The organism is Pseudomonas sp. S2_B07 (assembly GCF_054668435.1).
Window position 1 is genome coordinate 2,319,726 of the sequence record NZ_CP162769.1, and the last position, 12,946, is coordinate 2,332,671.

Consider the following 12,946-nt stretch of genomic DNA (forward strand, 5'->3'; position numbering starts at 1 on the left):
CAATGCTCCGTCATTTCTCGTCATCAGCAACCGACAACGGCCAACCATGCGCACCAGTCAATTTTTGCTCGCCACACAGAAAGAAACGCCTTCCGACGCGGTCGTGATCAGCCACCAGCTGATGCTGCGCGCCGGCATGATCCGCAAACTCGCCTCGGGCCTCTACACCTGGCTGCCGATGGGCTTGCGAGTGATGCGCAAGGTCGAGGCCGTCGTTCGTGAAGAAATGAACGCCGCGGGCTCTCTCGAAGTGTTGATGCCGAGCACACAACCGGCTGAGCTGTGGCAGGAATCCGGTCGCTGGGAAGAATACGGCCCTGAATTGCTGCGCTTCAAGGATCGCCACGGTCGCGATTTCTGCGCCGGCCCGACCCACGAAGAAGTCATCACCGACCTGATGCGCAACGAGTTGAGCAGCTACAAACAGCTGCCGATCAACCTGTACCAGATCCAGACCAAATTCCGTGATGAGATCCGTCCACGCTTCGGTTTGATGCGCGGCCGTGAATTCATCATGAAGGACGCCTACTCGTTCCACGCGGACCAGCCTTCGCTGCAGGTCACTTACGACCGCATGCACCAGGCGTACTGCAACGTGTTCACCCGTCTGGGCCTGAAGTTCCGCCCTGTAGAAGCCGACAACGGCTCCATCGGCGGTGCCGGCTCCCACGAGTTCCACGTTCTGGCTGAATCCGGCGAAGACGACATCGTCTTCAGCAACGGTTCCGACTACGCGGCGAACATCGAGAAAGCCGAAGCCGTGCCGCGTGAAACTTCTCGTCCAGCACCGGCCGAAGAACTGCGTCTGGTCGATACACCTGACACCAAGACCATTGCCGCGCTGGTGGAAAAATTCAATCTGCCGATCGAAAAGACCATCAAGACCCTGGTCGTTCACGCAGAAGAGAAAGGCAAGCTGATTGCCCTGATCATCCGTGGCGACCATGAGCTGAACGAAATCAAGGCCGCCAACCAGCCAGGCGTTGCCAGCCCACTGGTGATGGCGTCCGAAAGCGAACTGCGCGACGCCATTGGCGCCGGCGCCGGCTCTCTCGGCCCGCTGAACCTGCCATTGCCAATCATCATCGACCGTTCCGTCGAGCTGATGAGCGACTTCGGCATCGGTGCCAACATCGACGACAAGCACTACTTCGGCGTGAACTGGGAGCGTGATCTGCCGGTTCCGACCGTTGCCGACCTGCGCAACGTAGTCGCCGGTGACCCAAGCCCGGATGGCAAGGGCACCCTGGAAATCAAGCGCGGCATCGAAGTCGGGCACATCTTCCAGCTGGGCAACAAGTACAGCAAAGCGATGAAGTGCGAAGTGCTGGGCGAGAACGGCAAGCCGGTTACCCTGGAAATGGGTTGCTACGGCATCGGCGTTTCCCGCGTGGTCGCGGCGGCCATTGAGCAGAATAACGACGCCAACGGCATCATCTGGAGCGACACGCTTGCGCCGTTCCAGGTTGCCTTGGTGCCATTGCGCTACGAAACCGAACAGGTTCGCGAAGCCACTGACAAGCTGTACGCAGAACTGACGGCTGCCGGCTTCGAAGTCCTGCTGGACGACCGCGACAAGAAAACCAGCCCGGGCATCAAGTTTGCGGACATGGAGCTGATCGGCATTCCTCACCGGATCGTGGTCAGTGACCGCGGCCTCGCCGAAGGCAATCTGGAATACAAAAGCCGCACCGAACCTGAAGCGCAAGCGCTGCCGGTCGCTGACGTGCTGTCTTTCCTCCAGGCCCGTATCCGCCGCTGACACCAGATAGAGAAGTCATGTTCAAGCGAAACACCTTAGGCCTCGGTGGTGCCGCCCTGTGCGGCACCCTGCTGGTCAGCGGCTGCGCCAATCACATGTCGCAACGCAGCGAGCACGAGGAACGTGTCGAGCGCAAACTGCTCGATCACAGCCTGCAGATCGATGTCGGCGAGCCCAAGGTGCTTGATCTGCCGCAACGTCGGGTGAAAATCCACGAGCAGAAGACCTTCGAAGTCACCGAATTTGAAGTCACGCGCCACTACGATCGCTACACGCCTTACCAACCCTGGCGGGAGGTCTACGAGGTCCCGCTGGGCGCAGTGGCCGTCGTGGCCGGTGTCGGTGCGAACGTGGTTAACGTGTTTGCCCTCGGCAATCTGCCCGACAGCGTGACCAAGGATTGGCTGAGCTACGGTTTCGCCGGGCTCAACCCGTTCATGAACGTGCAATCCCACGGTCGTGCGCAGCAAAACCTGGCCGGTATCGACGAGGTTCAGCGCGACAAACGCACCGAATACTCGAGCCTGCCCTGGAGTGAGCGTCCGGTGGAGGTCAAGGCCGGCAAGGAAACATTCGAGCTGAGCACCGACAAAAACGGCGTTCTGCGCCTGAATCTGCTGGACAGCCCGTTCGCCGAACATGACATCAATCATCTGACCCGCCTGCTGATCAGTGTCGAAGATGGGCAGGACGATGTGCATACCGACTCATCCCTGGCGGTCAGCAGCTCTTTGCGCGGCAAGTTGCTCGAAGCCCACGGGCTGATTTATGACGACCTTGAAGACGACGAAGTGAGCCAGTGGGTACACCGGGTCAAGCGCCTTTCAGACCTGGGTCTTGAAGAAGAAGCCAGCGAACTGGAACAAAGCCTGATCGAACTGACGCGCAATGATCCTGAGTTGCAGACTGAATTCCTCAAGTCGCTGACCAAGGATGCAGGGCGTTTGGTAGCGGATCCGGGACCGAACTAAAAGCATCACGAGCAAGCTCGCTCCCACACTGGATCTATGCAACACCGTAGATCCTTGTGGGAGCGAGCTTGCTCGCGATGAGGCCCTCAATTCACCACCAAACTACCGCTCAAACAACTCCATCTGCTCAAACCCGCCCCGCAAATCCTCAAGCCTGACCCCAACCCCCAACAACCGCACCGGTTTCCCACCGCGATTGAACGCCTGGGTCAGTAAAAGCTGATAACTCCCCAAATCCCGCCCTGCCCCGGCCTGCTCCAGCGTGGTCTGGGTAAAGTCGTGGAATTTCACTTTGACGAACGGCTTGCCCGGCCGATAGCTGCTATCGATTCGCGCCATGCGCCCCGCCAGGGTTTCCAGCAGTTCGGGCAATTTATCCAGGCAGCTCACCAGGTCCGGCAAGTCTACGTCGTAGGTGTTTTCAACACTGATCGACTGCCGCCGACTGTCGTTGTGGACCAAACGGTCATCTATCCCACGGGCCAGACTCCAGAGTCGCTCACCAAAGCTGCCGAATTCGCGCACCAACGCCAATTTGTCCCACTCGCGTAAATGCGAGCAATCGACGATGCCGAGCCTGCCCAGCTTATCGGCCGTGACTTTACCCACGCCGTGGAGTTTGCTGACTGGCAAGCCGCTGACAAAGTCTTCCACTTGATCCGGCGTGATGACGAACAGCCCGTTGGGTTTTTTCCAGTCACTGGCGATTTTGGCCAGAAACTTGTTCGGTGCCACACCGGCCGACACGGTGATATGCAATTGATTGGACACCCGCCGACGGATGTCCTGGGCGATACGTGTCGCGCTGCCACCGAAATGCGCACTGTCCGACACGTCGAGGTAGGCCTCATCGAGGGACAGCGGTTCGATCATGTCGGTGTAGTCGCGAAAGATCGTGTGAATTTCCTTCGACGCTTCTCTATAGGCGTCCATGCGCGGCTTGACGATGGTCAGGTCCGGGCACAGCTTCAACGCATGCCCGGAAGACATGGCTGAACGCACGCCATAGGCGCGCGCCTCATAGTTACAGGTCGCAATCACTCCCCGCCGATCCGCCGAACCACCCACTGCCAACGGTTTGCCGGCCAGGCGCGGGTCGTCACGCATCTCGATGGCAGCGTAAAAGCAGTCACAATCGACGTGGATGATTTTTCGCTGGGTCATATAAAAGCGCAGTTCATGACGGAGAAAGGGCGTGTTGGCGTGTCGGATAAGCAGTATCTCACTCGCACCTGTATATAGCACCAGTAGTCTGAATGTTCTTTTTCACACGTAGGAAAGGACCCAGTGCATTTATTTTATCAATCGACTGAGAGCATCCAATAGAGCTGCAAGCCTTGCCGGGCGTGCCTTTCAGCCGTTATCCAGGTCTTGATTGCAAGCTAAGCGGTTGAACAGGAACAGGTTTTTCCATAATTTGAGGTTGACACCCCGGCGATCCTCTGTAGAATGCCGACACACAGACGCGGGATGGAGCAGTCTGGTAGCTCGTCGGGCTCATAACCCGAAGGTCGTCGGTTCAAATCCGGCTCCCGCAACCAAACATCAAAAAAGGCTACTCGAAAGAGTGGCCTTTTTTGTGCGCGCCTGTTTTGTAGGTGTGAGCGAAGAAATGGCGCCTTTAGATGATCGTGGCCAGAAATGAGAAATCGTTCTGATTCCGAAACTTAGGTCTCCCCTGCAACCGTTCGCCCGCTCATTTGCGCTTATTTGACCTATATCTGGATTAACGGTTGACACCCCGCCGTTCGCCTGTAGAATGCCGCCACACAGACGCGGGATGGAGCAGTCTGGTAGCTCGTCGGGCTCATAACCCGAAGGTCGTCGGTTCAAATCCGGCTCCCGCAACCAAACATCAAAAAAGGCTACTCGAAAGAGTGGCCTTTTTTGTATCTGCAGAAAAAGTCCTTTCGCAACAATGATCTGTCACAGTGTCGTGAAGCGTCAGGGATCATCAGGCAGCCGAGTTCAGACTATGCTGCAACTCAGGCAGCCCCCTCTACGACTCATGACAGGCCATCGCCGCAAACCGGTGAGAGGCGTTAATATTCGTGATTATTTTTTTCTACAGGGATTGGTAACTTGGCTCGATACCTCCATCCTGTCGCGCACAATCCAAGAGGTGATTGATGCGCGCCAACTCGTCTGATCCACAAGACACCGTCACAGCGACACAACCGATCAAGGCCGGGCGTTTGCACCTGCTCGATCTGATCAGCAAATACCGTCAGCCCATTGGCCTGGCGGTCACGCTGCTGTTGTTCGCGATCGCGCTGATTGCCTGTCGTCATCTGTTGAGCGAACTCGACCTGTACGCTTTGCATGACTCGATCCTGGAAGTCCCGAAACCGGCCCTGCTCGGCGCACTGGGTGCGACCATCGTCGGCTTCATCATTCTGTTGGGTTACGAATGGTCGGCCAGCCGCTATGCGGGTGTAACGCTGCCGCCGCGAATCCTTGCACTTGGTGGCTTCACGGCCTTTGCCATCGGCAACGCCATTGGCCTTTCCATGCTCTCGGGGGGCTCGGTTCGCTACCGTTTATATGCGCGTCATGGCCTGGGGGCTGGAGACGTCGCTCACATGACGTTGTTTGCCAGCCTGTCGCTCGGTTGCGCCCTGCCTCCGCTGGCCGCGCTGGCAACCCTTAGTGACCTGCCGGCCGCCTCTACCGCCCTGGGTCTGTCCGAGACCTTGCTCGGCGTGATTGCCGCAGCTGTCCTGCTGCTCTTTAGTGTGCTGGCCATCGGCATCTACCGCCGCCGCCTGCCGGAACAGCCTTCACCGGATAACCTGTTGGTCAAAGTCGGTCGCCGCACCTTGCGCCTGCCCGGCCGCCGCCTGACCTTCCTGCAACTGATCATCACTGCCCTGGACGTGGCCGCCGCCGCGACCGTGCTCTATCTGTTGCTGCCGGAAGCTCCGCCCTTCGGCGCCTTTTTGTTGGTGTACTTGCTGGCATTGGCCGCGGGTGTGCTCAGCCACGTACCGGGCGGGGTCGGCGTATTCGAAGCGATCCTGCTGGCCGCCTTCGCCGATTCACTCGGCGCAGCACCACTGGCCGCCGCCCTGCTGCTGTATCGACTGATTTATGTGGTGTTGCCTTTGCTGGTGGCCTGCATCTTCCTGCTGATTAATGAAGGCCAGCGCCTGTTTCAGTCGCGTCAGTCCCTGCGCGCGGCGTCCGGTCTCGCTGCTCCGATTCTGGCGGTGCTGGTGTTCCTGTCTGGCGTGGTGCTGCTGTTTTCTGGCGTGACCCCGGAAATCGATACCCGCCTGGAACACATCGGTTTCCTGATCCCGCATCGTCTGGTCGACGCCTCGCACTTCGGCGCCAGCCTGATCGGCGTGCTGTGCCTGTTGCTGGCTCAAGGCCTGCGCCGACGTTTGTCGGCCGCCTGGATGCTGACCACTATTTTGCTGCTGGTCGGCGCCCTGCTCTCCCTGCTCAAGGGTTTTGACTGGGAAGAAGCCTGCCTGATGACCCTCATCGCCAGCTTGCTGGGGGTTTTCCGTCGCTCGTTCTATCGCCCGAGCCGCCTCACCGAACTGCCGTTCTCGCCGTTGTATCTGGTGTCGAGCCTGTGCGTGCTGGGGGCCTCGATCTGGCTGCTGTTGTTTGCGTATCAGGACGTTCCGTACAGCCATCAACTCTGGTGGCAGTTCACCCTCGATGCTGATGCGCCGCGTGGCTTGCGCTCGCTGCTGGGCGCCGCCGTGCTGCTGGTCGTGGTGTCCCTGACCTGGCTGCTGCGCACCGCCCGCCCGGTCATCCATTTGCCGACGCCGGATGAACTGGAGCGCGCGTCCAAGATCCTCATGGCTTCAGCCCAACCGGATGGCGGCCTCGCCCTGACCGGTGACAAGGCGCTGCTGTTCCACCCTGACGACGAGGCGTTTCTGATGTACGCCCGCCGCGGGCGCAGCCTGGTGGCGTTGTACGACCCGATCGGCCCGACCCAGCAACGGGCGGAAATGATCTGGCAGTTCCGCGACCTTTGCGACGTCCACCACGCCCGTCCTGTGTTCTATCAGGTGCGCGCCGAGAACCTGCCGTACTACATGGACATCGGCCTGACCGCGATCAAATTGGGCGAAGAAGCCCGAGTCGATCTGCATCGATTTGATCTCGAAGCCAAGGGCAAAGAGATGAAAGACCTGCGCTACACCTGGAACCGCGGTACCCGCGACGGGTTATCGCTGGAGATCTTTGAGCCGGGTCATGCGCCAATGGATGAGCTCAAGGTGATTTCCGATGCCTGGCTGACCGGCAAGAACGTGCGCGAGAAAGGCTTCTCGCTGGGCCGTTTCAGCGATGATTACCTCAAGCATTTCCGCATTGCGGTGATCCGCTTCGAAGGTCGCCCGGTAGCGTTCGCCAATTTGCTCGAGACTTATGGCCATGACCTGGCCAGCCTCGACCTGATGCGTGCGCACCCGGACGCGCCAAAACTGACCATGGAGTTCATGATGGTCGGCCTGATTCAACATTATAAAAATCATGGATACGCGCGCTTCAGCCTGGGCATGGTGCCGTTGTCGGGGTTGCAACCCCGTCGTGGTGCACCACTGACCCAGCGCCTGGGCTCGATGGTTTTCCGCCGTGGTGAGCAGCTCTACAACTTCCAAGGCTTGCGCCGCTTCAAAGACAAGTTCCAGCCTGACTGGGAACCCCGTTATATGGCCGTGCCCGCCGGACTCGATCCGCTGGTAGCCCTGGCCGACACTGCTGCCCTGATTGCGGGCGGCTTGACCGGATTGGTGAAACGCTGATGATTCAACGCTCCTTGCGGTACGTACTGGCCACACTGGTAGTGCTGGCCCTGATTCTCGGTGGCGGTTACTGGTACCTGAAACGTCCGGCACCGGCTCCGACGCTCGAACTGCTGACACCGGCTGATGGCGCGGCGATGACCCGTGTGATTCCCGGGACCACACCGAAAGCCCAGGTACTGGTGGCGGTCAATGAAGACCAGAAGCTCAGCGATCAGCAGTTGATGACCCTGAGCCGCTCCAGCTCGGCGCAGATTGTCCAGGTGATCCTGCCCAAAGACTGCCTGCTGCAAAGCCGCGCCCTGCAATCGGGCCTGAGAGAACTCAAAGGCCCGGCGACCCTGGTCAGCGGTATCGGCCCTGGCGCCGTGCTGGCGTGGCGCTGGTTGTCCGAACAAAAGAACGACAAGGCTCAGGCCGTTTCCGTCGACCTGGCCCTGGAAAAACCGGGTTGCACCCACCTGCTGCCGAAAAGCGCCGCCCACGGCCACTGGCTGGTGGCATGGAACGACAACCCGGACGACACCAGCGCCGGTTTCGTGCGCGATCAACCCAACGCCGAAACCAGCATCAGCGATTACGACATCAACCTGCCGCAAGTGCTGAACAACGAACTGCGCAAGATTCTTGTCGGCGGTGACAAAGCCGCCGGTGGCCTGCAGATCCCGGTTGTTGAAGTACCGGCCGGCCAGGCCAAGGACACCGTCACCCTGTTCCTCTCCGGCGACGGCGGCTGGCGTGACCTTGACCGTGACGTAGCGGGCGAAATGGCCAAGATCGGTTACCCGGTGGTCGGCATCGACACCCTGCGCTACTACTGGCAGCACAAGAGCCCGGAGCAAAGCGCCCTGGACCTCGCCGAACTGATGCAGCACTACCGGCAGAAATGGGGCACCAAGCGCTTCATCCTGACCGGTTACTCGTTCGGCGCTGACGTACTGCCAGCGATCTACAACCGCCTGGCCGAATCGGAACAACAGCGCGTCGACGCGATCATCCTGCTGGCCTTCGCCCGCACCGGCAGCTTCGAAATCGAAGTCGAAGGCTGGCTCGGCAACGCCGGCAAAGAAGCCGCCACCGGCCCGGAAATGGCCAAGCTGCCACCGGAAAAAGTGGTGTGCATCTACGGCGAAGAAGAAGTCGACGAAAGCGGCTGCACCGACAAGACCGCCGTGGGCGAAGCGATCAAACTGCCTGGCGGCCACCACTTCGACGAGAACTACCCGGCACTGGCCCAGCGCCTTGTGGACATCATCGTCAAGCGACAGGCCAAGGAAGACGCGACGGCGCAAGAGTGATCTGAGCGTCGCCACGAAAAAGCCCCCGCAGCTGTTTGGTTGCGGGGGCTTTTTTACATGTGCGGACGTGAAGTGCTTTCAGCTAGTAGACGGTATGTCGAACTCGACCTCGACTCCATTCTCCTAAATGTCTTGACTCTTCATCAAGCTAGAAAGTCCAAGTGTCCACACTCCATAAAACGTGGACACTTTTGTTATTGGAAAAATCGAGCCGTCAACACAGTTCAATAGATTCTGACCTCTCGACCGAACCAAACAAAGACCGAATCAGAAGAAAAACTGCCCCAGAGCAAGTAACACCGCTCTCACATTGAGTCTCCGTCGTCTTCAAGTTATGTGTTCGGACACAAAAAAGCCCCCGCTACCTTCACGGCAACGGAGGCGTCTACTTATAGGCGACGCTCTGCGGCGTCATAGACCTCTTCATCACGTCGGGCTCCGACTGCGACGATCAGTACCTGAATGGCCTTGCCATCGACTCGATAAACAATTCGTGTGTCGCCTGTCCGGATCCGTCTGCAACCTGCAAGACTGGCTCTTAGGGGCTTGCCGCTCTTATCTGGCTCACCATTGATAATCCGCTCTTCGATCACATCAAGAATGCGGTTCGCCGCCACAGCTCACAGCAGATCCAGATCCTTCTGAACCTCCGGATGATAGATAACGCCCCAAACCATCCACAGCTCCTTTAGTCTTTCTTGGCGTACCGCGCCCGCATATCGTCGTGGCTGACAGCCTTGGCCTGATCAAAACCGATCAGTCGCTCTCGAGCCGCCGCTTCAACCCGGAGGTCCTCGAGCTCGTCGAGCATTTCCTGATACGCATCGACATTGATAATGACCGCTGCGGGTTGGTTGTCTTTGAAAATGACCAGTCGTTCGGTGGCTCGGCTGGAAATCTCCTTTAGCCTCGCACTGAACCCCCTGACCATTGCAGTCACCGAAATTGCTTGGTCAGCACGCTCCAGTAATGCCGTCATACTCACCTCTCTACACAATCATGCAAATTTGAACACACAGTTCTACGCAGAGTATTGCGTTGAATTAGACATACAGCAAGCTGCAAAAAACGCGAGTTTCTCATCCAGCGTTTTTCACCCTGAGAAAAAGTGAGCCGAAGGACGTGTAAACGCTCCCGCCGTGTTTAGTTTCGTTTACTTCTGGTGTCGCAATATCAGATGACGCCCGCAGACCTTGTAGGCAAACTCCGAATCTCGCGTTTGGGCACTTTGCCGCCTTGTTGCGCTTTTCTCTTTTCTTTGACGGGATAGTCTCCGGACGTCGCTGCAGATGCAGTGATCGGGTGTGGTAACCCGGCAAAGCAAAGTGCAACAGCGCTCCCAACACGATTTCATGCGTTTTCGCCTGTCATCCAGTGTTATGGCGGCTGTGCGTGGGAGACCTTCGGGTCTGCCGGTTCCTTTGCTCTTCCGGTTTACCACCCTGCGTACAGCTGCCACCCATTCGTGTGGTAACGAATGTGGCAGCTCCTCGTTTTAAGGAGCGAAACAATGAGCAAAATAGATCCGTCCGCGATTTCAGATTTAAAAACCATCGGCTTCACCCCCCTCATCTACTGCTCGGATCAAGCGCTATTCAACGTCCGCGCCGGCGTCCCCATCGTCGAAGCTTTAGCCCAAGCCTCCGACCTCCTCTTCCTCGGAAAATCATTCGCCGAGGATGCTGCCTACGCAAGAGACACTGACCGCCACGCATGGGCCGCGCACTACCTGACGGCAATGGGTAAGGCAGTCATTGATGATGTGCTGAAGGTCCTAACCCCACGACCTGCCCGGACAAAGACCGAATCCGAAGAAGAGCGTCCCGTAAGCTAGTAACACCGCAATTCCCTTGTGGGAGCGGGCTTGCCCGCGATGACGGCGGCAGATCCAGCATTGATTTGACAGACATACCGCTATCGCGGGCAAGCCCGCTCCCACAGGGATTTTCATTGGGTCGGGATCAAATGCCAGACACAAAAAAGCCCCCGCCACCTTCACGGCAACGGGGGCTTTTTGTTGAGGCTTACATTTCTACCTGAGTCCCCAGCTCAATCACCCGGTTCAACGGCAGATTAAAGAAGCGCAAATTGCCATTGGCGTTTTTCAACATGAACGCAAACAACCCCTCTCGCCAACGGGCCATGCCTTCCAGCTTGGAGGCAATCACCGTCTCGCGGCTGAGGAAGTAGGTGGTGCGCATCGGACTGAAGTCCAGGTCATCGAGGTGACACAGTTTCAGCGCCTGTGGCACGTCCGGTTCGTCGACGAAACCGAAGTGCAGGATCACCCGAAAGAACCCTTCGCCGTAGGAATCAACTTCGAAGCGTCGGCTCGGCGGTACCCGTGGGATGTCTTCGTAGACCACCGTCAGCAGCACCACTTGCTCGTGCAGCACTTGGTTATGCAGCAGGTTGTGCAACAGCGCATGAGGCACCGCATCCGGGCGTGCGGTCAGGAACACGGCGGTGCCCTGCACGCGATGCGGCGGTTGCACACGGATACTGCTGATGAAAATCGGCAGGGGCAGCCCACCTTCGTCCATGCGTTCGACCAGCAATTGCTTGCCGCGTTTCCAGGTGGTCATCAGCACGAACAACGCGATACCGGCGATCACCGGGAAGGCGCCGCCCTGGACGATTTTCGGCACGTTGGCGGCGAAGTACAGGCCGTCCACCAGCAGGAAGCCGATCAACACCGGCACCGCGAGGACCGGAGGCCATTTCCACAGCAGCAACATCACCGCCGACACCAGGATGGTGGTCATCAGCATGGTGCCGGTCACCGCCACGCCGTACGCCGAGGCCAGGGCGCCGGAGGATTCGAAGCCCAGCACCAGCAGGATCACGCCGACCATCAGCGCCCAGTTCACCGCACCGATGTAAATCTGGCCTTGTTCGGCGCTGGAGGTGTGGCGGATGTGCATGCGCGGAATGTAGCCGAGCTGGATCGCCTGACGGGTCAGGGAGAACGCACCGGAAATCACCGCTTGCGAGGCGATCACCGTGGCCAGGGTCGACAGGCCCACCAGCGGGATCAACGCCCAGCTTGGCGCCAACAGATAGAACGGGTTACGAGCGGCTTCCGGATCCCCCAGCAACAGCGCGCCTTGGCCGAAGTAGTTCAGCACCAGCGCCGGCAACACGAGGATGAACCAGGCGCGGGCAATCGGCTTGCGACCGAAGTGGCCCATGTCGGCGTACAGCGCTTCGGCGCCGGTCAACGCCAGCACGACCGCGCCGAGGATCGCCACGCCCATGCCCGGGTGCTGGGTGAAGAAACGCACGCCCCAGACCGGGTTCAGCGCTTGCAACACCTCCGGGTGCTGCATGATCCCGTAGACGCCCAGCGCCCCCAGCACCACAAACCAGGTGACCATGATCGGCCCGAACAGAATGCCGATTCGCGCGGTGCCGTGGCTCTGGATCAGGAACAGCGCCACCAGCACGACCAACGACAGCGGGACCACCCAATGGTCGATGCCATCGAACGCCAAGCCAAGACCTTCAATCGCCGAGAGGACGGAAATTGCCGGGGTGATCATGCTGTCCCCGTAGAACAGCGCCGCACCGATCAGCCCGCAGACCACCAGCAACCCTCGCAACCTGGGATACCCCGACGCCGCCCGTCTGGCCAGCGCCGTCAGGGCCATGATCCCGCCCTCGCCCTGGTTGTCGGCGCGCAGCACGAACATCATGTACTTGATCGAGACGACCCAGATCAGCGACCAGAAGATCAGCGCCAGTATTCCCAGCACGCCGTCATGGTTGACCGGCACGCCGTAGCCACCGGAAAACACTTCTTTGAGGGTGTACAGCGGGCTTGTGCCGATATCGCCGTAAACCACCCCGACCGCCGCGACCAGCATGCCGATCGGCTTCGCCGCCGAATGCCCGGCGCTCGCTGCCTGACTACTTGCCTGACCCATCCACCACTCCTACTACCCAGAACGGACTTCTTTGGAAGAAGCACTATGCATTGCCACGCAGCATGCGCTGTTTTACTTCAGGTTACAGACGATATGTTGACTGTAAATATTTGGTAAAGCCTAACGGCGCGAAGCATAGCGCAGCACTCGTCGTATTTCCCTGCATAAAGCTGGTCAAGTGAACGACTGATCGCTAGAATTGCGCACTTTTTGATCA

At 58.9% G+C, this 12,946-nt stretch carries 9 protein-coding genes and 2 tRNA genes; 7 read left to right on the forward strand and 4 right to left on the reverse strand.

All coding sequences use genetic code 11. The annotated features are described in order from the left end of the window. Window positions 1–46 precede the first annotated feature (46 nt). On the forward strand, window positions 47–1,762 hold the full coding sequence (locus AB4N43_RS10805) for a proline--tRNA ligase (RefSeq protein WP_027925671.1): 1,716 nt from the start codon (window positions 47–49) through the stop codon (window positions 1,760–1,762). A 17-nt stretch (window positions 1,763–1,779) separates the two neighbouring features. Continuing rightward, complete coding sequence (locus AB4N43_RS10810) at window positions 1,780–2,733, forward strand: hypothetical protein (protein WP_027925672.1); 954 nt, start codon at window positions 1,780–1,782, stop codon at window positions 2,731–2,733. Window positions 2,734–2,835: 102 nt separating this feature from the next. On the opposite strand, the gene dinB is transcribed toward AB4N43_RS10810, so the two are convergent. After that, on the reverse strand, window positions 2,836–3,897 hold the full coding sequence (dinB, locus tag AB4N43_RS10815; protein ID WP_027925673.1) for a DNA polymerase IV: 1,062 nt from the start codon (window positions 3,895–3,897) through the stop codon (window positions 2,836–2,838). A gap of 300 nt (window positions 3,898–4,197) precedes the next feature. Between dinB and AB4N43_RS10820 the strand changes: the two genes are divergently transcribed. The 4 genes from AB4N43_RS10820 (at window position 4,198) to AB4N43_RS10835 (ending at window position 8,803) form a co-directional block, all read left to right on the forward strand. Next, a tRNA-Met gene (locus tag AB4N43_RS10820) sits at window positions 4,198–4,274 on the forward strand. 233 nt (window positions 4,275–4,507) lie between these two features. Further along, window positions 4,508–4,584: transfer RNA gene (locus AB4N43_RS10825), tRNA-Met, on the forward strand. 278 nt (window positions 4,585–4,862) lie between these two features. Then, entirely contained in the window at window positions 4,863–7,505 is a 2,643-nt protein-coding gene (mprF, locus tag AB4N43_RS10830) for a bifunctional lysylphosphatidylglycerol flippase/synthetase MprF (RefSeq protein ID WP_059181528.1), read from the forward strand. Then, window positions 7,505–8,803 carry a virulence factor family protein gene (locus AB4N43_RS10835; protein ID WP_059181529.1) on the forward strand — a complete coding sequence of 433 codons (1,299 nt, stop codon included), beginning with the start codon at window positions 7,505–7,507 and terminating at the stop codon, window positions 8,801–8,803. Before mprF ends, AB4N43_RS10835 begins: the two co-directional genes overlap by 1 nt. Before the next feature lie 389 nt (window positions 8,804–9,192). Here the strand turns inward: AB4N43_RS10835 and AB4N43_RS10840 are convergent, their stop codons facing one another. Both AB4N43_RS10840 and AB4N43_RS10845 read right to left on the reverse strand, forming a co-directional pair. Further along, a complete protein-coding gene (locus AB4N43_RS10840; protein WP_460153999.1) occupies window positions 9,193–9,420 on the reverse strand; it encodes a type II toxin-antitoxin system RelE family toxin in 228 nt (75 codons plus the stop codon). Window positions 9,421–9,491: 71 nt separating this feature from the next. Next, window positions 9,492–9,782, reverse strand: coding sequence for a Phd-YefM (locus tag AB4N43_RS10845; RefSeq protein ID WP_027925020.1), 291 nt, complete (start codon window positions 9,780–9,782; stop codon window positions 9,492–9,494). 531 nt (window positions 9,783–10,313) lie between these two features. Here AB4N43_RS10845 and AB4N43_RS10850 point away from each other — a divergent pair. Next, window positions 10,314–10,637, forward strand: a complete 324-nt coding sequence (locus AB4N43_RS10850) for a DUF3077 domain-containing protein (protein WP_027925019.1) — start codon at window positions 10,314–10,316, stop codon at window positions 10,635–10,637. A 190-nt stretch (window positions 10,638–10,827) separates the two neighbouring features. Here the strand turns inward: AB4N43_RS10850 and AB4N43_RS10855 are convergent, their stop codons facing one another. Continuing rightward, a complete protein-coding gene (locus AB4N43_RS10855; RefSeq protein ID WP_027925018.1) occupies window positions 10,828–12,729 on the reverse strand; it encodes a potassium transporter Kup in 1,902 nt (633 codons plus the stop codon). Window positions 12,730–12,946 lie beyond the last annotated feature (217 nt).

Bases quoted from the DNA above. Each gene is read 5' to 3' on its own strand.
- AB4N43_RS10805 (WP_027925671.1), top strand. From the start codon at position 47: ATGCGCACCAGTCAATTTTTGCTCGCCACACAGAAAGAAACGCCTTCC.
- AB4N43_RS10845 (WP_027925020.1), bottom strand. From the start codon at position 9,782: ATGACGGCATTACTGGAGCGTGCTGACCAAGCAATTTCGGTGACTGCA.
- AB4N43_RS10855 (WP_027925018.1), bottom strand. From the start codon at position 12,729: ATGGGTCAGGCAAGTAGTCAGGCAGCGAGCGCCGGGCATTCGGCGGCG.
- AB4N43_RS10810 (WP_027925672.1), top strand. From the start codon at position 1,780: ATGTTCAAGCGAAACACCTTAGGCCTCGGTGGTGCCGCCCTGTGCGGC.
- AB4N43_RS10850 (WP_027925019.1), top strand. From the start codon at position 10,314: ATGAGCAAAATAGATCCGTCCGCGATTTCAGATTTAAAAACCATCGGC.
- dinB (WP_027925673.1), bottom strand. From the start codon at position 3,897: ATGACCCAGCGAAAAATCATCCACGTCGATTGTGACTGCTTTTACGCT.
- mprF (WP_059181528.1), top strand. From the start codon at position 4,863: ATGCGCGCCAACTCGTCTGATCCACAAGACACCGTCACAGCGACACAA.
- AB4N43_RS10835 (WP_059181529.1), top strand. From the start codon at position 7,505: ATGATTCAACGCTCCTTGCGGTACGTACTGGCCACACTGGTAGTGCTG.